The 19,741-nt window shown below is 63.0% G+C and carries 19 protein-coding genes and 1 other RNA gene; 14 read left to right on the forward strand and 6 right to left on the reverse strand.

Features of this window, described 5'->3' with window-relative positions:
- The first annotated feature begins 4 nt into the window (after window positions 1-4).
- The 9 genes from livM to FJ951_RS22350 all read left to right on the forward strand — a co-directional run bounded on the left by livM (window position 5) and on the right by FJ951_RS22350 (window position 10,395).
- A complete protein-coding gene (livM, locus tag FJ951_RS22310) occupies window positions 5-1,603 on the forward strand; it encodes a high-affinity branched-chain amino acid ABC transporter permease LivM (RefSeq protein WP_140493070.1) in 1,599 nt (532 codons plus the stop codon).
- Window positions 1,603-3,105 (forward strand): ATP-binding cassette domain-containing protein, encoded by a 1,503-nt coding sequence (locus tag FJ951_RS22315; protein WP_140517529.1) that lies wholly within the window; start codon window positions 1,603-1,605, stop codon window positions 3,103-3,105. The genes livM and FJ951_RS22315 overlap by 1 nt, the downstream gene beginning before the upstream one ends.
- Complete coding sequence (locus tag FJ951_RS22320) at window positions 3,105-3,833, forward strand: ABC transporter ATP-binding protein (protein ID WP_140517530.1); 729 nt, start codon at window positions 3,105-3,107, stop codon at window positions 3,831-3,833. Before FJ951_RS22315 ends, FJ951_RS22320 begins: the two co-directional genes overlap by 1 nt.
- 17 nt (window positions 3,834-3,850) lie before the next feature.
- A complete protein-coding gene (locus tag FJ951_RS22325; protein WP_140493080.1) occupies window positions 3,851-4,198 on the forward strand; it encodes a DUF6867 family protein in 348 nt (115 codons plus the stop codon).
- Between the two features lie 137 nt (window positions 4,199-4,335).
- Complete coding sequence (locus FJ951_RS22330) at window positions 4,336-5,454, forward strand: branched-chain amino acid ABC transporter substrate-binding protein (protein WP_140517531.1); 1,119 nt, start codon at window positions 4,336-4,338, stop codon at window positions 5,452-5,454.
- 276 nt (window positions 5,455-5,730) lie between these two features.
- Window positions 5,731-9,189, forward strand: a complete 3,459-nt coding sequence (gene pyc / locus FJ951_RS22335; protein WP_140517532.1) for a pyruvate carboxylase — start codon at window positions 5,731-5,733, stop codon at window positions 9,187-9,189.
- 165 nt (window positions 9,190-9,354) lie between these two features.
- Window positions 9,355-9,615, forward strand: a complete 261-nt coding sequence (locus FJ951_RS22340) for a DUF2312 domain-containing protein (protein WP_140493089.1) — start codon at window positions 9,355-9,357, stop codon at window positions 9,613-9,615.
- A gap of 32 nt (window positions 9,616-9,647) precedes the next feature.
- Window positions 9,648-10,088, forward strand: coding sequence for a hypothetical protein (locus FJ951_RS22345; protein WP_140517533.1), 441 nt, complete (start codon window positions 9,648-9,650; stop codon window positions 10,086-10,088).
- Window positions 10,089-10,095: 7 nt separating this feature from the next.
- Window positions 10,096-10,395 (forward strand): hypothetical protein, encoded by a 300-nt coding sequence (locus tag FJ951_RS22350; protein WP_140517534.1) that lies wholly within the window; start codon window positions 10,096-10,098, stop codon window positions 10,393-10,395.
- Window positions 10,396-10,457: 62 nt separating this feature from the next.
- Here FJ951_RS22350 and msrB read toward each other — a convergent pair whose 3' ends face one another.
- From msrB to FJ951_RS22375, 5 genes are all read right to left on the reverse strand, one after another.
- On the reverse strand, window positions 10,458-10,862 hold the full coding sequence (gene msrB, locus FJ951_RS22355) for a peptide-methionine (R)-S-oxide reductase MsrB (protein ID WP_140493098.1): 405 nt from the start codon (window positions 10,860-10,862) through the stop codon (window positions 10,458-10,460).
- A gap of 113 nt (window positions 10,863-10,975) precedes the next feature.
- Window positions 10,976-11,773, reverse strand: coding sequence for an MBL fold metallo-hydrolase (locus FJ951_RS22360; RefSeq protein WP_140493101.1), 798 nt, complete (start codon window positions 11,771-11,773; stop codon window positions 10,976-10,978).
- A gap of 24 nt (window positions 11,774-11,797) precedes the next feature.
- Window positions 11,798-12,988, reverse strand: a complete 1,191-nt coding sequence (locus tag FJ951_RS22365; protein WP_140517535.1) for a VWA domain-containing protein — start codon at window positions 12,986-12,988, stop codon at window positions 11,798-11,800.
- A 7-nt stretch (window positions 12,989-12,995) separates the two neighbouring features.
- Window positions 12,996-13,442, reverse strand: coding sequence for a GNAT family N-acetyltransferase (locus tag FJ951_RS22370; protein ID WP_140517536.1), 447 nt, complete (start codon window positions 13,440-13,442; stop codon window positions 12,996-12,998).
- A 65-nt stretch (window positions 13,443-13,507) separates the two neighbouring features.
- Window positions 13,508-14,371: a LysR family transcriptional regulator gene (locus tag FJ951_RS22375; protein ID WP_140517537.1), complete on the reverse strand. Its 864-nt coding sequence runs from the start codon at window positions 14,369-14,371 to the stop codon at window positions 13,508-13,510.
- A 143-nt stretch (window positions 14,372-14,514) separates the two neighbouring features.
- On the opposite strand from FJ951_RS22375, the gene FJ951_RS22380 reads away from it, so the two are divergent.
- Window positions 14,515-16,077 carry an MFS transporter gene (locus tag FJ951_RS22380; RefSeq protein WP_246671771.1) on the forward strand — a complete coding sequence of 521 codons (1,563 nt, stop codon included), beginning with the start codon at window positions 14,515-14,517 and terminating at the stop codon, window positions 16,075-16,077.
- A 40-nt stretch (window positions 16,078-16,117) separates the two neighbouring features.
- Here FJ951_RS22380 and FJ951_RS22385 read toward each other — a convergent pair whose 3' ends face one another.
- Window positions 16,118-16,957, reverse strand: a complete 840-nt coding sequence (locus FJ951_RS22385; protein ID WP_140517539.1) for a MoxR family ATPase — start codon at window positions 16,955-16,957, stop codon at window positions 16,118-16,120.
- A 159-nt stretch (window positions 16,958-17,116) separates the two neighbouring features.
- Here FJ951_RS22385 and ssrS point away from each other — a divergent pair.
- The 4 genes from ssrS (at window position 17,117) to FJ951_RS22405 (ending at window position 19,679) form a co-directional block, all read left to right on the forward strand.
- Window positions 17,117-17,272: non-coding RNA, 6S RNA (gene ssrS / locus FJ951_RS22390), on the forward strand.
- A 95-nt stretch (window positions 17,273-17,367) separates the two neighbouring features.
- Window positions 17,368-17,955 carry a 5-formyltetrahydrofolate cyclo-ligase gene (locus FJ951_RS22395; protein WP_140517540.1) on the forward strand — a complete coding sequence of 196 codons (588 nt, stop codon included), beginning with the start codon at window positions 17,368-17,370 and terminating at the stop codon, window positions 17,953-17,955.
- Between the two features lie 61 nt (window positions 17,956-18,016).
- Window positions 18,017-18,841, forward strand: a complete 825-nt coding sequence (locus tag FJ951_RS22400; RefSeq protein ID WP_140493122.1) for a YmdB family metallophosphoesterase — start codon at window positions 18,017-18,019, stop codon at window positions 18,839-18,841.
- A 70-nt stretch (window positions 18,842-18,911) separates the two neighbouring features.
- Window positions 18,912-19,679 carry a TerC family protein gene (locus FJ951_RS22405; RefSeq protein WP_140517541.1) on the forward strand — a complete coding sequence of 256 codons (768 nt, stop codon included), beginning with the start codon at window positions 18,912-18,914 and terminating at the stop codon, window positions 19,677-19,679.
- Window positions 19,680-19,741 lie beyond the last annotated feature (62 nt).

Here is a 19,741-nt window from a genome sequence, read left to right on the forward strand (position 1 = left end):
GATCATGGCCGTCACCGTATCTCCCGAGCGCGACACCGTCGCAGCCACGCCCATGCAGCGCGCCTTGCGCGAGGCCTTCTATGCCGGTGCCATCGCGCTCGGCCTGTTCGTGCTGTTCATCGGGCTCAAGACCGACCAGAACATCTCAAACGAGCTGATCCTGGTGCAGCGCTGGGGGTTGCTCGCCGCAGTGGTCATCGCCACGGCCGTCGGACGCTTCCTCTATGTCGCCTACGGCCAGCCCTTTTTGGCCAACCAGAAGATCGCCGACGTCGCCACCGGCTTGCTGCCGGCCAGCGTGGCGTCGCGCTTCTTCCTCTTTCCAGCCTTCATCGTGGCCGTCATCGTCGCGGCGCTGCTGTTCGTCTTCAGCAGGTCTCTCGCCGGCTGGGTAGGGGCGGAGCCGGCCGGCTATCTGCAATTCCTGCGCGCCCTTGCGGTCATCTACGCGCTGGCCTGCGTGATCTACTATTTCCGCGGCTTCATCCATGCCAACTTCACAAAACTCGGCATCGCCGCACTGGTGCTCTATCCGATCATTGTCGTGGGCATGCTGTCGCTGATGTCGTGGTCGCTCGTCGGCGGGCTGCAAGGGTCGCTGAAATGGGTCGATAATTTCGGCATCCAGATCCTGATCTATGTCATGCTGGCCTGGGGGCTGAACATCGTCGTCGGTCTGGCCGGCCTGCTCGACCTCGGCTATGTCGCCTTCTATGCCGTCGGCGCCTATGCCTATGCGCTGCTCGGCACGCATTACGGCCTCTCCTTCTGGATCCTCCTGCCGGCCGCAGGCGCCATGGCCGCCTTCTGGGGCGTGCTGCTCGGCTTTCCGGTGCTGCGCCTGCGCGGCGACTACCTGGCCATCGTGACGCTTGCCTTCGGCGAGATCATCCGGCTGGTGATCATCAACTGGCGCGAGGTGACCAATGGCTCGGCCGGCATTTCCGGCATCCCGAAGGTCACCTTCTTCGGCCTGATGAGCTTCAACGTCTCGGATCCGAACTACATCGGCAAGGTGCTGAACATCGCCACATCGAGCGCCTATTACAAGATCTTCCTCTATTACCTCATCCTGGGGCTGGCGCTGCTCACCGCCTTCGTCACGGTCAGGCTGAGGCGCATGCCGGTCGGCCGCGCCTGGGAAGCCTTGCGCGAGGACGAGATCGCCTGCCGCTCGCTCGGCATCAACACCACGACCACCAAGCTGACCGCCTTTGCCACCGGCGCCATGTTCGGCGGTTTTGCCGGCTCGTTCTTCGCCGCCCGGCAAGGCTTCGTCAGCCCCGAATCCTTCGTCTTCCTGGAATCGGCCATCATCCTGGCCATCGTCGTGCTTGGCGGCATGGGATCACTGGTCGGCATTGCCGTCGCGGCTCTGGTCATGATCGGCGGCACCGAGGTGCTGCGCGAACTCGACTTCCTCAAGCAGGTCTTCGGACCCGACTTCACGCCGGAACTCTACCGTATGCTGCTGTTCGGCATGGCCATGGTGATCGTCATGCTGTGGAAGCCGCGCGGCTTTGTCGGCAGCCGTGAGCCGACCGCCTTCCTCAAGGTGCGAAGGGCTGTCTCCAGTTCCTTCACCAAGGAGGGGCACGGCTGATGAACGCGAACCCCTCCATGAACGACGCCATCCTGAACGTCGAACACCTGTCGATGAAGTTCGGCGGCCTGGTCGCGATCGGCGACCTGTCCTTCACCGCCAGGCGCGGCGAGATCACCGCGCTGATCGGGCCCAACGGCGCCGGCAAGACCACCGTGTTCAACTGCATCACCGGCTTCTACAAGCCGTCGGAAGGCATGATCACTCTCACCCGGCAGGACGGCTCGATCTACCTGCTCGAACGGCTGCCCAACCATGAGATCCCGGCGCGCGCCAAGGTGGCGCGCACCTTCCAGAACATCCGCCTGTTCTCGGGCATGACGGTGCTCGAGAACCTGCTCGTTGCCCAGCACAACAAGCTGATGAAGGCTTCGGGCTATACGGTGCTCGGCCTGTTCGGCTTCAGCGGTTACCGCAAGGCCTCGGCCGAATCCGTCGAACTTGCCAAGCACTGGCTTGAGAAAGCCGATCTGGTCGACCGCGCCGACGATCCGGCCGGCGACCTGCCCTATGGCGCGCAGCGGCGCCTCGAGATCGCGCGCGCCATGTGCACCGGCCCGGAGCTTTTGTGCCTCGACGAGCCCGCCGCCGGTCTCAATCCAAAGGAATCGGCCGCGCTCAACGACCTGCTGATGGACATCAAGAACAACACCGGCACCTCGATCCTGCTGATCGAGCACGACATGTCGGTGGTCATGCAGATCTCCGATCACGTCGTGGTGCTGGAATACGGCCGCAAGATCTCCGACGGCAATCCGCAGTCGGTGCGCACCGATCCGCGCGTCATCGCCGCCTATCTCGGCGTCGACGATGAGGAGGTCGAGACCGTGCTGACCGAAGTCGGCGACGAGGACGTCATCGAGCAACTCGATACCGGTCCCGATGCCGCGCATGGTCCGGGAACATCGTCGTCCTATCTCGCCGGCCCGGTGAGCGACACGGTCGGCCATAGCGAAGGCGAGCGCATCACGGTGTCGAAGGGCGCCTCGAAGGCGGCGCAGGTCGATGCGCGGGCGGCGAGCGCTGCGGGCAAGACTGTCGCGCCAGCACCTGCTTCGCGGACCAAGCCGGTGGCGAAGCCGGCCACCAAGGCGAGTGTCAAGACAGGGGCCAAGACGCCGGCCGCGAAGGCCGCGGGCATCTCGAACCGCCTGGCGGCGCCCCGCGGCGGCAAGGCCGACAATCTCACCCGCATCAAGGGGATCGGCGCGGTCAACGAGAAGAAGCTCAACGAACACGGCATCTTTCACTTCGACCAGATCGGCGCTTGGAAGAAGGCCGATGTCGAGGCCGTCGAAGCGTATCTCGCCTTTGACGGACGCATCGCCCGCGAAGAATGGGTCAAGCAGGCCAGGCTGCTTAGCCAGGGCAAGGACACGGAATTCTCGCGCCGCGTCGACGCCGGCAAGGTGGCGACGAGCCATGCTTCCGGTAAGCAGGCAGCAACGCCCGCGACAGGAGCGGGCAAGCCCGTTCGGGCCAAGCGCGGAGGGGGCAAGTGATGGCCGGGAAGACGCTGCTCGATATCAAGGGCGTGCAGACCTATTACGGCAACATCCGTGCGCTGAACGGCGTCGACGTCACCGTCAACGAGGGCGAGATCGTGGCGCTGATCGGCGCCAACGGCGCCGGCAAATCGACGCTGATGATGACCATTTTTGGAGCGCCGCGCGCCCGCGCGGGCACCATCACCTTCGCCGGCGCCGACATCACCCAATTGCCGACGCACGAGATCGCGCGCTTGCGCATTGCCCAGTCTCCCGAAGGCCGGCGCATCTTCCCGCGCATGACGGTGATGGAAAACCTGCAGATGGGCGCCAGCCTCGACAACCTCAAGCACTATGACGAGGACGTCGAGAAGGTGTTCGTGCTGTTCCCGCGCCTGAAGGAGCGCATCGCCCAGCGCGGCGGCACGCTATCGGGCGGCGAGCAGCAGATGCTGTCGATCGGGCGCGCGCTGATGGCGCGGCCGAAGCTGCTTCTGCTCGACGAGCCGTCGCTCGGTCTTGCGCCGCTGATCGTCAAACAGATCTTCGATGCCATTCGCGAGCTGAACCGCACGCAGGGGCTGACCGTGTTCCTGGTCGAGCAGAACGCCTTCGGCGCGCTGAAGCTGGCGACGCGCGGCTATGTCATGGTCAACGGCAATGTGACCATGAGCGGCACCGGCAAGGAACTGCTCGCCAACCCGGAAGTGCGCGCCGCCTATCTCGAAGGCGGCCATCACTGAGTTCAGGAGTCCTTACCATGCAAGGCATTCTCTACGAGGAACCGTCCATCTGGCAGTTCTTCTTCGTCACCTGCCTGCTCGGCGGCTGGGCGGCATGGATGACCGGCAAGGCCAGTGCCCAGACCTGGCGCAGCTTCGTCCAGCTGTTCGCCTATCTGCTGGGTCTCGGCATCGGCATCCGCTTCATCCATCACGCGCTGTTCAACGGCACGATGTTCTCGCTGCATTACTATGTCGTCGACACCATCGTGCTGATGATCCTCGGCTTCGTCGGCTATCAATACACACGAACCAACCAGATGGTGACACAGTATAATTGGCTCTACGAAAGAGCTTCAATCTTGAGCTGGAAACCGAAAGGTTGACGTTCATCATTAACGCCGTTTCGGGGATGAATCGGCGTGACAAGTGCCTGAAAATCGGCAAACTATGCTTTCTGCGATAAGGGTGGGCATCGCATGAAAGCTTCATCCACGCCCACTCCGTTAATGGGAGCGTTTAAATGAAAAAATCACTTTTGTCCGCCGTCGCCCTGACCGCGCTGATCGCGTTCAGCGGCAATGCGTGGGCTGATCTAATGGTCGGCGTTGCTGGCCCGATCACGGGTCCGAATGCCGCCTTCGGCGCACAGTTGCAGAAGGGCGCGGAGCAGGCGGTCGCCGACATCAATGCGGCGGGCGGCATCAACGGCGAGCAGATCAAGCTCGAAGTCGGCGACGACGTCTCCGATCCGAAGCAAGGCATCTCGGTCGCCAACAAGTTCGTCGGCGACGGCGTCAAGTTCGTGGTCGGCCACTTCAACTCGGGCGTCTCCATTCCGGCGTCGGAAGTCTACGCGGAAAACGGCATCGTCGAGATTACGCCTGCCGCGACCAACCCCCAGTTCACCGAGCGCGGCCTGTGGAACGTGTTCCGCACCTGCGGACGCGATGACCAGCAGGGCGGCATCGCCGGCGGTTATCTGGCGGCCAATTTCAAGGACGCCAAGATCGCCGTCGTGCACGACAAGACCACCTACGGCCAGGGCCTTGCCGACGAGACCAAGAAGGCTATGAACGCCAAGGGCGTGAAGGAAGTCATGTATGAAGGCGTCAATGTCGGCGACAAGGACTTCTCGGCGCTGATCGCCAAGATGAAGGAAGCCGGCGTCTCCATCATCTACTGGGGCGGCCTGCACACTGAAGCCGGCCTGATCATCCGCCAGGCGGCCGACCAGGGCCTCAAGGCGACGCTGGTTTCCGGCGACGGCATCGTGTCGAACGAACTGGCTTCGATCGCTGGCGACGCGGTCGCGGGCACACTCAACACGTTCGGCCCGGACCCTCGCCTGATCCCGGCCAACAAGGAACTGGTCGAGAAGTTCCGCGCGCAGGGCTTCGAGCCGGAGGCCTATACGCTCTACGCCTACGCAGCCATGCAGGCGATCGCCGAGGCAGCCACCGCTGCCAAGTCCAACGACCCGCAGGAAGTTGCCAAGGCGCTGCATGAGAAGGGTCCGTTCAAGACCGTGCTCGGCGACCTCTCCTACGACGCCAAGGGTGACCCGACGCTGCCCGGCTACGTCATGTACGAGTGGAAGAAGGGCGACGACGGCAAGTACACCTACGTCCAGAAGATGTAAGCCTGTCCGCATTGACTTCACGGAATGCCCGGCGCCTCGCGCCGGGCATTTTCTTTTGCTGAAGCAGCGATCGCGCGTTTATTGGCTGGCGAGGATCCTCGTTTTGAGGCCAGCGGCGGCTTTCCGCTGATGTTCAGCCGTTTGGGACCACGCTCTCAAGGCGAAGACTCGGGTTTAAATCGGTTTAAACGTGCGTCAAATTTTGTTTGCACTGCAGCATTTTCACGCTAATCATGGCGCCGCTTGCTCTTCCCTTCCGCTGCTGGAGCCCAATCCTTGGCCATCACGAAGATCCTCGTCGCCAACCGGTCCGAAATCGCCATCCGCGTGTTTCGCGCGGCCAATGAACTCGGCCTCAAAACGGTGGCGATCTGGGCCGAGGAGGACAAATATTCGCTGCATCGCTTCAAGGCCGACGAGAGTTACCAGGTCGGGCGCGGGCCGCACCTCAACAAGGATATGGGGCCGATCGAAAGCTATCTCTCGATCGAGGAGGTGATCCGCGTCGCCAGGCTGTCGGGCGCCGATGCGATCCACCCCGGCTATGGACTGCTTTCGGAAAGCCCCGAATTCGCCGAGGCCTGTGCCGAAGCCGGGATCACCTTCATCGGGCCCAAGCCGGAGACGATGCGCCGGCTTGGCAACAAGGTCGCGGCGCGCAATCTGGCCATCGAGGTCGGCGTGCCTGTCATTCCCGCCACCGATCCGTTGCCGGACGACATGGAGGCGTTCAAGAAACTTGCCACGGAGATCGGCTATCCCCTGATGCTGAAGGCTTCGTGGGGCGGCGGCGGCCGCGGCATGCGCGCCATCCGAGCCGAGGCCGATCTCGCCCGCGAGGTCACGGAGGGCAAGCGCGAGGCGAAAGCCGCCTTCGGCAAGGACGAGGTCTATCTCGAAAAGCTGATCGAGCGCGCCCGCCATGTCGAAGTGCAGATCCTGGGCGATACCAGTGGCAATGCGGTGCATCTGTTCGAGCGCGACTGCTCGATCCAGCGCCGCAACCAGAAGGTCGTCGAGCGGGCGCCCGCGCCCTATCTCAGCGAGGAGCTGCGCCAGGAGCTGTGCGGCCATGCGCTGAAGATCGCGCGCGAAACCAGCTATATCGGCGCCGGCACGGTCGAGTTCCTGCAGGACGCCGACACCGGCAAGTTCTATTTCATCGAGGTCAATCCGCGCATCCAGGTCGAGCACACCGTCACCGAACAGGTGACGGGCATCGACATCGTCAAGGCGCAGATCCACATTCTCGACGGCTTCGCCATCGGCACGCCCGAATCGGGCGTTCCGGCACAAAAGGACATCAGGCTGAACGGCCACGCGCTGCAGTGCCGCATCACCACCGAGGATCCCGAGCACAATTTCATCCCGGACTATGGCCGCATCACTGCCTATCGCGGCGCCACCGGCTTCGGTATCCGCCTCGATGGCGGCACCGCCTATTCGGGCGCGGTCATTACCCGCTTCTATGACCCGTTGCTGGAAAAGGTGACCGCATGGGCGCCGACGCCGGCCGAGACCATCGCACGCATGAACCGGGCGCTGCGCGAATTCCGCATCCGCGGCGTGGCCACAAACCTGACTTTCCTCGAAGCGATCATCAATCACCCGAACTTCGCCGACAATTCCTACACGACCAAGTTCATCGACACGACGCCGGAGCTGTTCGAGCAGGTCAAGCGCCAGGACCGCGCCACGAAGCTGCTCAACTATCTTGCCGACGTCAGCGTCAACGGCCATCCCGAGACGCGCGGCCGGCCGCAGCCGAAAGCCGATGCCGCCGCACCCGTGGTGCCCTACCTCAACGGCAATGTGCCCGGCGGCAGCAAGCAGAAGCTTGACGTGCTCGGTCCGGAAAAATTCGCCGCCTGGATGCGCACGCAAAAAGAGGTGCTGGTCACCGACACGACGATGCGCGACGGCCATCAATCCCTGCTGGCGACGCGTGTGCGCACGCACGACATCGCCGGCATAGCGGGCACCTATGCGCGTGCCCTGCCGCAGTTGCTTTCGCTTGAATGCTGGGGCGGCGCCACTTTCGACGTCGCCATGCGCTTTCTCACCGAGGATCCCTGGGAGCGGCTCTCGCTGGTACGCGAGGCGGCGCCCAACCTCCTGCTGCAGATGCTTCTGCGGGGCGCCAACGGCGTCGGCTACACCAACTATCCCGACAATGTCGTGCAGCATTTCGTCAAACAGGCGGCATCAGGCGGCATCGACCTGTTCCGGGTGTTCGACTGCCTGAACTGGGTCGAGAACATGCGCGTCGCCATGGACGCGGTCGGCGCCGAGGGGAAGCTGATCGAGGCCGCGATCTGCTACACCGGCGATATTCTCGATCCCACGCGGGCGAAGTACGACCTGAAATATTATGTCGGGCTGGCGAAAGAGCTCGAGGCGGCCGGCGCCCATATCATAGCGGTCAAGGACATGGCCGGGCTGTTGAAGCCGAGCGCCGCGCGCGTGCTGTTCAAGGCGCTGCGCGAAGCGACAGACCTGCCCATCCATTTCCACACACACGATACATCGGGGCTCTCAGCGGCAACGGTTCTGGCGGCGGTAGAGAGCGGCGTCGACGCCATCGACGCGGCGATGGATGCGTTCTCCGGCAACACCTCGCAGCCCTGCCTCGGCTCTATCGTCGAGGCGCTGAAGGGCACCGAGCGCGATCCCGGGCTCGACCCGCAATGGATCCGGAGGATCTCCTTCTATTGGGAAGCGGTGCGCAACCAGTATGCCGCCTTCGAAAGCGACCTCAAGGGGCCGGCGTCCGAAGTTTACCTGCACGAGATGCCGGGCGGACAGTTCACGAACCTCAAGGAACAGGCGCGTTCGCTTGGGCTGGAGACGCGCTGGCACGAGGTGGCGCAGACCTATCATGACGTCAATCTGATGTTCGGCGACATCGTCAAGGTGACCCCGTCGTCCAAGGTGGTCGGCGACATGGCGCTTATGATGGTCAGCCAGGACCTCACCGTCGCCGACGTCGAGAACCCGGCGAGGGACATCGCCTTCCCGGACTCGGTCGTCTCAATGCTGCGCGGCGATCTCGGCCAGTCGCCTGGCGGCTGGCCGCAGGCGCTGCAGAAGAAAGTGCTGAAGGGCGACAGGCCGATCACGGCGCGGCCGGGCTCGCTGCTCAAGCCGGCAGACCTCAAGGCCAGCCGCAAGGAGATCGAACGGAAGCTCGAGCGCAAGCTCAGCGAATACGAGTTCGCTTCCTGGCTGATGTATCCGAAGGTCTTCTCGGACTTCGCGGCCGCGCAGGAAACCTACGGTCCCGTCAGCGTGCTGCCGACGCCGACCTATTTCTACGGCATGAAGCCCGAAGACGAGGTGTTCGTGGACATCGAGAAGGGCAAGACGCTGGTCGTGCGCTGCCAAGCGATCGGCGACGTGGACGACAAGGGCATGGTCACCGTGTTCTTCGAACTCAACGGCCAGCCGCGCCGCGTCAAGGTGCCCGACCGGGCGCATGGCGCGTCCGCCGCCAAGGCAAGGCGCAAGGCCGAACCCGGCAACGAGGCGCATGTCGGAGCGCCGATGCCGGGCGTCGTCTCGGCGCTCGCTGTGGCCGCCGGCCAGGCCGTCAAGGCCGGCGACGTGCTGCTTTCCATCGAAGCAATGAAGATGGAAACGGCGCTGCATGCCGAGCGTGACGGCACGGTCGCCGAGGTGCTGGTCAAGGCCGGCGACCAGATCGATGCCAAGGACCTGCTGATCGCCTTCAGTTGAGAGCTCGCAAGAGAGAGCCACAGACTGTCGGCTTCTGTCGGCAGCCCTGCCAGCCTGTTCGATAACCGCTTGACCCGCCGTCCCCGGTCGGGCATCGAACCGCAGAAATTTGCGGCGGCACGGTTGCCGAGTCGCGGCGAAGCATCGATTTTTTTGGAGAAAAACATGGCCGACGATATCACAGAGACCAGCCAGACTGTTGCCGCCGGCCAGTTGCGTGCCTTCATCGAGCGCATCGAGCGGCTCGAGGAGGAGAAGAAGACCATTTCCGACGACATCAAGGAAGTGTTCGCCGAGGCCAAGGGCACCGGCTTCGACACCAAGGCGATGCGCGCGATCATCCGGCTGCGCAAGAAGGACCAGGCCGAGCGCCAGGAGGAGGAGTCCATCCTGGACCTCTACAAGGCCGCCCTCGGCATGGTGTAAGGCGAGGCATCTCGTGACGTCCGGGGTCGGCGATGAGTGAGTTCGACTTCGGCGGCCGAAGGGCCTCGGAGTTCCGCCAACGCGGCTTCTGGACGCTGTTTGCCGAGCGTCACCCGGAAGAAAGAACCCGGCTGGCGAGGCGAGGGCCCTGGTTCTGGCAGCGCGGGCTGCCGGAATTTGCGCTGGTGCTCTCCATGTACGTGGCGCCGAGCGAGAATGTGGTCGGCGTCTTCTTCGGCCGTAACGAGAAGCTTGGCGCAACCGACGTCTGGGTGCGCCTCAAGCCGTTTCAGCCGGCGATCGAGGAACGGCTGAAGCTCAGGCCGGAGCAGAGCGCACAAAACCTCGGCATCAATTCACAGTGGCGGGTCAACTGCTTTGCCGAGGACAATTGGCCGGCCATGACGGACTGGCTGGTGACCGAATGCTCGCGGTTCGAGTGCGCTGTCACCGAAGTTCTGGGACAGGGATAGGCCGCCGATGCTCGCGGATTTCTTCCGCTCGCGTTGGGATGGCCAGGTGCGGCTCGACCGGCTGTTCTGGCGCGATATGGTGCTCGTCGGCACGGCGATCAACATTGCATCGTCCGTGGCGGCGCTCATTCTGCTGGGGGTGAAGACGCCGCTCGGTCTTGTGCTGGCGGTGCATTTCGCGCCGGTGCCCTACAACATCTTCCTGACCTCGGCCGTCTGGCGGACGGCGGAGCGAACCGGGGGCGCCAAGGCCTCCCTTGCTATGCTGGGTTCGGCGCTCTGGCTGATCGCAACAGTCGTCGTCTGACAATGCTGCACGAAAAAGGCGGCCGAGGCCGCCCTTCGCAGGAAGCGTTGGCGAGGCCGCGCTCAGGCCGCCGGCTCGAATCTCAGCGCCACGCCGTTGATGCAGTAGCGCAGCCCGGTCGGCGGCGGGCCGTCCTCGAAGACGTGGCCGAGATGGCTGCCGCAGCGAGCGCAATGGCATTCCGTGCGGACCATGCCGTAGCTGCGGTCGGTCGTGGTCTCGATGGAACCGGGAACGGGGTCGTTGAAGCTCGGCCAGCCGGTGCCGCTCTCGAACTTCAGCTTGGATTCGAACAGCGGCTGGTCGCAGCCGACGCAAAAGAAGGTGCCGGCGCGCTTTTCGTGAAGCAGCGCACAGCTGCCCGGGCGTTCGGTGCCATGGTTGCGCATGACGGCATATTGCTCAGGCGTCAGCCGGGCGCGCCATTCGGCGTCGGTGCGGGTGACGGGATAGGCGTGGGTGTCCATGCAGAAAACTCCTCGGCCTTGACGGCTCGTTGTTGATCGCAATGTCTATTCGCAACAAGATAGGCGTTTGTTACGAGATTTGCCCGCATTTTCGAGCGTGCCTTCTGCAATCCTCATGCGATCGCCGTGAGATAGCGCGCAACGGAGGCCGCCAGCGCCTGTTTCGCGCCACCGATAATGTTCTGGTTCCACCACGCGCCGTAGATGTCATCGAATGTGAAAGGCTCCAGCGCGGCCGCGATGCGGCGCACGGCGGCCGCATTGAGCGGGATGTAGTTGGGATAGCTGTACATGAAGCTGACGTGGCGGCGGGTCGGCGTCACCTGCAAGATATCGCCGGCCAGGAGAGCATTGCCGCCTTCGCGCTTCCAGTGCAGCACCTGGCCGCCGGCAAAGTGGCCGCCGCAGCGGATGAGCGTCAACGCCGGGTTCAGGTCCAGTGTCTCGCCTTGCCAGCTGACGATCGACGGGTGTGGCCGCATGATCCACTGCCGGTCGTCGTCATGGAGATAGATCGGCACGCCGCCAAACGCCTCGCTCCATTCGACCATCACCGAATAGTAGTGGCAGTGCGAGATGGCGATCCCGGCAAGGCCGCCGCGGCGATTGATCTCGGCCACCGCCTCGTCGGTCACCATCGAGATGCAGTCCCACAGAACGTTGCCGTGCGGCGTCTGCGTCAGCAGCGCCCGCTGACCGATGGCGAAGCGCGGCTCGATGCCGAAGGCGAGAACGCCGGCATCGCCCTTCATCACAAGCCGATGCCCGGCCGCGAGCTCTTCCGGTGTGGTCCAGGCCTGGCCTTCCCAGCGCACATATTGCCGCTCGTCCTCGCAGATCGGACAGTGCTGTGGGGGCGCTTCGCTCTGCGCGAACTGGACACCGCATTGCAGGCAGAGGAAACAGGTCATGGAACCTCCCGTCATTTTCCCGGCTCAATGCTTGCGCGACAATTGCTTGGTGGCGCTTTCCAGTCCGGCGAGCGTCAGCGGAAACATGCGGCCGCCGAACATGTCGCGGATCATAGCGATCGAATGGGTGAACCCCCAGTTCTTCTGGCTCTCGGGGTTCAGCCATACCGCGTTCGGCCACTGCCGCAGCAGACGGCCGAGCCAGACGGCGCCCGCCTCCGGGTTCCAGTGCTCGACCGAGCCACCGGGATGCGCGATCTCGTAAGGGCTCATCGAGGCATCGCCGACCACGATCACCTTGTAGTCAGGCCCATATTTGTGGAGGAGATCGAAGGTCGGGATCGTCTCGGCATGGCGGCGGCGATTGTCCTTCCACACGCCCTCGTAGAGGCAGTTGTGGAAATAAAAATATTCGAGCTGGCGGAATTCGGCGCGGGCGGCCGAGAACAATTCCTCGACGCTTCTGATGTGGTCGTCCATCGAGCCGCCGACATCGAAGAACATCAAAAGCTTCACCGCGTTGCGCCGCTCTGGCCGCGTCTTGACGTCGAGATAACCGTGCTCGGCGGTGGCGTGGATGGTGCCGGGCAGGTCGAACTCCTCCTCGGCGCCTTCACGCACCCAGCGGCGCAGCCGCTTCAGCGCGATCTTGATGTTGCGGGTGCCGAGCTCGACGGCGTCGTCGAAATTCCCGAACTCGCGCCTGTCCCAGACCTTCACGGCCCGGCGGTTGCGGCTCTCATGCTGGCCGATGCGCACGCCTTCGGGATTGTAGCCATAAGCGCCGAAAGGCGAGGTGCCGCCAGTGCCGATCCATTTCGAGCCGCCTTGGTGGCGGCCTTTCTGTTCCTCGAGCCGCTGCTTCAGCGTCTCCATCAGCTTCTCGAAACCGCCGAGCGCCGCGACCAGCTTTTTCTCCTCCTCGGTCAGGTGCTTTTCGGCCAGCCGGCGCAGCCATTCCTCGGGGATATCAGCGACGTTGACGGCATTCGGACCGCTGAGCGCCTCCACACCCTTGAAGATATGCGCGAACACCTGGTCGAAGCGGTCGATATGGCGTTCGTCCTTCACCAGCGCGGCGCGAGCGAGGTAGTAAAAACCTTCGACGTCGTAGTCGACCAGCCCGGCTTCCAACCCCTCCAGCAGCAACAGGTATTCCCTGAGCGAAACGGGAACGCGCGCTGCCTTCAGTTCGAGGAACAAGGGGATGAACATTTTCTATCTATAGAAGATCATATTCGATGAAGCCGGTGCGGCGCGCGACATAGTCATAGAGCTTGCGCGCCGTGGTGTTGGTTTCGTGCGTCATCCAGTAGACGTTCCTGACGCCGATCTTGCCGGCTTCCTGCTTCACGGCTTCGATCAGCGCAGCGCCAATCCCCTTGCCGCGCACTTCGGGGTCGGCGAACAGATCCTGCAAGTAGCAGTTGTTCTTCTCGGACCAGCAAGAGCGATGGTACAGGTAATGGGTGAGGCCGACAGCCTTGCCGTCGAGGACGGCGATAAAGCCCTTCGGTTCGAACTCGCCTTGCGTGAACAGGCGCTTCCAGGTGACCTCGTAGACCTCTTGGGGCAGCTTCGTCTCGTAGAAAGCAAGGTAAGCGGTCCAAAGCCGGCGCCAGTCGGCGTGGTCGGATTCTGTGAGCGGGCGGATAGTGATCTCGGCCATTTCGTTCCCTCTGAAGTCTGGAACCCAATCCATACCAACAGAATCGGGATCAGGAACACCCTTGCCTATCCCGCCGGCGAATTATACTCGCGAAAAGCGGTCGCGAGCATGTGCAGCGCCTCTCGTGCCCTTGGCGCCAAGCCGTGCGAATGCAAAACGATCTCGGAAGGTGGAATTGGCGGCAGGCCGAGTTTGCGGCCCACCTCGACCAGGCCGGGCGGCGCGACACGGTAGGCGAGCGCAGCGACGGCGAAGCCGGCCGACACCGCGATATTGACGGCTGCGCCGCCGCCGCCCACGAAAGCCTCGTTCCAGGCAATGCCTGCCTTATCCAGCGTCTCGACAGCTCTCACGCGGTCAGGGCAATTGCATACGGTGCTTAGCAGCGCCAGGCGCAATGGCGTTCCCGGCCGCCATTCGAAGGCCGGGGCGGCGAACCAGCCATATTGAGTGCGCGACAAGGCTTCGCCGCGGCGGCTGTCGTCTTCCTGATGGACAATCACCGCATCGAGCTCACCGCGATCGAAAGCCTCCTCCAGCATGGAGCTCGTATCGATCCTGATGTTGAGCGCGAGCGACGGATCATGGGCATGCAACTGGGCTATCAATATGGACAGCTCAGGCCCGGCGACGTGATCGACAAAGCCGAGAGCAAGCCGACACGGCGCGTCGGAAAATTCCGTAACGGCTCGTTCGTGGGCGGCAAGGAATTCACGCGCCGCCGGGAGAAAAGCCGCTCCCCTTGCCGAGAGGGCCACGCGGCGCGGCGTTCGTTCGATCAGACGCGCGCCGAGCTTCTCTTCCAGCCGACGCAGCTTAACGCTGATCGTCGCCTGGGTGCTGCCCAGCGCGGCAGCCGCACGCGTGAAGCTCTGCAGGTCGGCCACCATGACGAAGGTCCGCACGGCATCGACGTCAAGACTGGTCATCTCTAATCATTCCATTTTGTCATTTCTGAAATAGAAACGCATAGTCTTTTTTCATGATGGGGGGTCATTTAAGTCATGTCGACCGCTGTGTGAAGAGCGACGCTCGCAGCCACTTCCGAATGCTCCGACTGAAAGTGACCGACATGACGTTTCCAATCGACCGAAACACCGTTGCTCTTGCGGGGGTCTGCCTCGCCTCGCTGCTGTTCGGCCTCGAAATCTCCAGCGTCCCGGTGATCCTGCCGAAACTGGAAACCGTGCTTGGCGCTGATTTCAAGGATCTGCAATGGATCATGAATGCCTACACCATTGCCTGCACCACGGTGTTGATGGCGACGGGGACATTGGCCGACCGTCTCGGCCGCAAACGCGTGATGGTGGGCACCACCGTCGCCTTTGGCCTCGCCTCCCTGCTATGCGGTCTCGCAACGAGCGCTCCGCTGCTGATCATCGCCCGGTTTCTTCAGGGCCTGGCGGGCGGAGCGATGTTTACCTGCAGCGTGGCGGTGTTGTCCCACCAGTTTCAAGACGGCAGTGAACGCGGCAAGGCCTTCGTCGCCTGGAGCGTCGTCTCGGGCATCGGCCTTGGCTTCGGCCCCGCCATTGGCGGATTGATTGTGACGCTGTCGAGTTGGCAATGGGTGTTCCTCATCCATGTGCCGCTTGGCGTTCTTGCCTTGGCTTTCATCGGCGCCGGTGTCACCGAATCGCGCGATCGCAACGCGCAGAAGCTTGACCGGGCCGGCATACTGACACTGTCGTTCGCGGTGTTCGGCTTCTCCTATCTGATCACGCAAGGGGCCGATCTGGGCGCTGGCGCGCGCATCGGCGTGGCAAGCGCGGCCGTGCTGGCCTTCGTCGCGTTCCTCGTAGCCGAGAAGATCAATCCCTATCCGATGTTCGATTTCTCCGTTTTCCGCATCCGCCAATTCTCGGGAGCGATCATGGGCGGCATCGGCATGAATTTCAGCTACTGGCCGTTCATCATCTATCTGCCGATCTATTTTTCGGGGGTCCTCGGTTACGACAGCACCACGACCGGGCTGTTGCTGCTCGTCTACACGCTCCCTTTCATGCTGATGCCGTCGATCGCCGAGCGCCTGCGGGCACGCTATCAGGCGCGGGTGGCGATCCCGCTCGGCTTGTTGACATTGGGGGTCGGTTTCATCGCCATGTGGATAGGTTCCGGGCTCGAGGGCAACTGGCTGACCATGCTGCCCGGCACGCTGATCGCCGGCATCGGCATCGGCCTGACCAATTCGCCGACCACCAACACCACGACCGGCTCGGTGTCACCCGATCGTGCCGGCATGGCGTCCGGCATCGATATCAGTGCGCGGCTGATCACCCTTGCCATCAACATCGCGGTGCTGGGACTGCTGCTGACGCAAGGGATCGTTTCTTATCTGCGCAACGCATTCGGCACGGCTATCGACCCGAACGAACTGCGCGCCCTGGCGGAGAAGATCGCAGCCGGCAATCTCGACGGCCTGGCGCAATACTCGCCCAAGCTTGCGACCCTCGACCCGACGGGCGCCATCGTTCATGCCTCCCTGGTCAACGGTTTTGGCTGGGTCATGCTCTATAGCGGGATCGGCGTTCTGGCTCTTGCCGTCATCAGCTTTGCTATCTTCGGTCCAAAACATGTCGCGCCGCAGCAGCGAAGCGGGCGTCCTGCGCAGGGTGCTGGCAAGGTGCGCTCCTAGCAATGCCTTGCGGCTCGGCCTCAGGACGCCGAGCCGCTCGTCACCCTTGCCGTCTCGCCATGAAGGCCAGCCGTTCGAACAGATGCACGTCCTGCTCGTTCTTCAGCAGTGCGCCATGCAGCTTGGGCAGCGCGTTCTTCGGGTCGGCGCGCAGATCCTCGGGCGCGATGTCGTCGGCGACCAGCAGCCTTATCCAGTCGAGCGCCTCGGAGGTCGACGGCTTCTTCTTCAGTCCCGGCACGTCGCGGATTTCGTAGAACTGAGTGAGCGCCGCCCGCACCAGATTCTGCTTGATGCCGGGATAATGCACATCGACGATCCTGTGCAGCGTCTCGACGTCGGGAAAGCGGATGTAGTGGAAAAAGCAGCGACGCAGGAAGGCGTCGGGCAGTTCCTTCTCGTTGTTGGAGGTGATGATGACGATCGGCCTCACCGCGGCGCGGATCGTCTCGCCGGTCTCGTAGACGAAGAACTCCATCCGGTCGAGTTCCTGCAAGAGGTCGTTGGGAAATTCGATATCGGCCTTGTCGATCTCGTCGATCAGAAGCACAACCTTCTTGCCGGCGGCGAAGGCTTCCCACAATTTGCCGCGCTTGATGTAGTTCTTGATATCGTTGAACCTGGTATCGCCAAGTTGGCTGTCGCGCAGCCGCGACACTGCATCGTACTCGTAGAGGCCTTGCTGCGCCCGCGTCGTCGATTTGACGTGCCATTCCATGAGTTCCAGCCCGAGTGCCGCCGCCACTTGCCTGGCAAGCTCCGTCTTGCCGGTGCCGGGCTCACCTTTGACCAGCAAGGGCCGTTCCAGCGCGATCGCCGCGTTGACCGCCACCATCAGATCCTTGTCGGCGACGTAGGCCGCCGTGCCTTCGAAACGCATTTTTGCTCCTTGGTTCAGTACGGACGACCGTAAGGAGACGGCTTGGCCCATGCAAGGGTGGGTTGGCGGCGGCGAAGTGTGAAGCCGGCAGGGCAAGAGCGCCAACTCTCTGGCGCCAAGTCTCTGGCGCTTGGGAGGGCATCGGCCTATATTGGGGCTGACGGTCTGCGCTTCCCGGCAGGAGACACTTTTCCCCGGGGCCTTAACGATCCTTAGGGAGCTGTCCCTGGGAAGACCCGTGGGTTTTCTCACACGGCGCCCACCTACTTTGTAGGCACCCGGGATCGACTTCTCCACCGGTTGTGTGGATCGTCACTTATTCGCCACATCCACGTATTTCGTGGATCATGCGATGGAAAACGTCGCTCCCAAAACGTCCATTCAGGTCTGGCTTTTTCTAGCGTCTGCGCATGGCATCCTCAAAAGACCTGAAAAAACAGCTGCGCAAGGAAGCACTTGGCCGCCGCGACGCGCTCGATGAATTCTGGCGGGTGGAAGTCGCGCTCGATATGGCCGAAACCGCGCGCGACCAGCTTGCCATCGAGCCAGGCCAAATCGTGTCCGGCTTCTGGCCAATGCGCTCGGAAGTCGATGTCCGGCCGCTGATGTTCGCCTTGCGCGAAAAGGGCGCACGGCTCTGCCTTCCGGCGATCCTCGACAAGACGACCATCGTCTTTCGCGAATTGGTACGCGGCGCGCCGATGATCGATATGGGATTTGGCACCGTCGGGCCGCATGAGGAGGCCGAAGTTCTTGACCCCTCCGTCATGCTGGTGCCGCTCGCCGGTTTCGACGCGCGCGGCCACCGCATCGGTTACGGCGCGGGCTATTATGACCGTGCGATCGCCAAGCTTGTCGACAAGGGGCATGCGCCCCGGCTGATCGGCATTGCTTTCGACTGCCAGGAAGTGACGATGGTTCCCAATGAGGACCATGACGTCATCATCCCGGAAATACTCACCGAGAGCGGGTTGCGCCGGTTCGAGCCAGAATTGTAGATAGTTCTTTGGAACGCATGATCTTTGCCGAAAGTCATGCCACTTTTCGGGGTCAAGCGTGATGAGACTTCTCTTCCTCGGCGACATGGTCGGCAAGACAGGCCGCACGGCGGTGTGGGAGCAATTGCCGGGCCTGATCTCGGATTTCAAGCTCGATTTCGTCATCGTCAACGGCGAAAACGCGGCCGGCGGCTTCGGCATCACCGAGGAGATTTTTCGCGAGACCATCGCGGCCGGCGCCGATGTCGTCACCACCGGCAACCATGTCTGGGACCAGCGCGATGCGCTCGCCTTCGCGCCGCGCGAAGAGCGCTTCCTGCGCCCCTCCAATTTTCCCAAGGGTACGCCAGGGCGCGGCTCGGGCGTCTACATCGCCAGGAGCGGCGCGCGCGTGCTGGTCGCCAACATCATGGGCCGGGTGTTCATGCATCCCGAGCTCGACGATCCCTTCCAGGCTGGCGAGCGCGAGCTTGCCGCCTGTCCGCTCGGCGAGCAGGCGGATGCCGTGGTCATCGACTTCCACGCCGAGGCGACCTCCGAAAAAATGTGCTTCGCGCATTTCGTCGACGGTCGCGCCAGCCTCGTGGTCGGCACTCACACCCACCAGCCGACCGCCGATCACCATATCCTCAATGGCGGCACCGGCTACATTTCCGACGCGGGCATGTGCGGCGATTATGATTCGTCGCTCGGCATGGACAAGGAGGAGCCGCTCAACCGGTTCCTGTCGAAAGTGCCGAAGGGGCGTTTCGAGGCGGCGACCGGACCCGCGACCTTGTGCGGCGTCGGCGTTGATATTTCCGACCGCACGGGGCTGACCGAGAAGATCGCGCCGTTTCGCCGCGGGCCGCGGCTCGAGGAAACGGCGCCGTCCTTCTGGACGTGACATTGATATAGGGGCTCTCAATACCTAACTGCCGGCGACACTGCTCTAGATCGTAGAGGGGACGACCTCCATGCAGCTTATCGAGTTCCTGGCGCCGCACTTCGCCTTCGTGTCCGATCCCACCGCCTGGGTCGCGCTGTTGACCCTGGTGGTGCTCGAGATCGTGCTCGGCATCGACAACCTGATCTTCATCTCGATCCTGACCAACAAGCTGCCGGAAGCACAGCGAGCCCGCGCCCGCCGGCTCGGCATCTCGGCGGCGCTCGTCATGCGGCTGGTGCTGCTCGCCACCATCTCGATCATCGTCCAACTGACGGCGCCGGTCTTCACCGCCCTTGGCCACGGCTTTTCCTGGCGCGACCTGATCCTGATCGCCGGTGGCCTGTTCCTGGTGTGGAAGGCGACCAAGGAGATCCATCACACGGTCGACCCCGACGACCACCAGGACACGATGCTGGGCGAGACCGTGCAGATGAGCCTTGCCGGCGCCATCTTCCAGATACTGCTTCTCGACCTTGTCTTCTCCATCGATTCCATCATTACCGCCGTCGGCATGACCGACGAGATCGCCATCATGTACATCGCCGTCATCGTGGCGGTTACGGTGATGATGCTGGCGGCTACGCCGTTGGCGAACTTCATAGCCAGGAACCCGAGCATCGTCATGCTGGCGCTGGGCTTCCTGTTGATGATCGGCATGACGCTGATCGCCGACGGCATGGGCTACCATGTGCCCAAGGGTTATATCTACGCGGCGATGGGTTTTTCGGCGCTCGTCGAAGGCCTCAACATGCTGGCGCGGAACCGCAAGAAGGCGAAGTCCGGCGGCGGGCATTGAGCCTGACGACATGGCCAATGCCGAGTTCAGGCTGACTCTTACGAAATTGTACGTACAATATC

It is taken from the genome of Mesorhizobium sp. B2-2-3, assembly GCF_006442405.1.
Classification (GTDB): domain Bacteria; phylum Pseudomonadota; class Alphaproteobacteria; order Rhizobiales; family Rhizobiaceae; genus Mesorhizobium.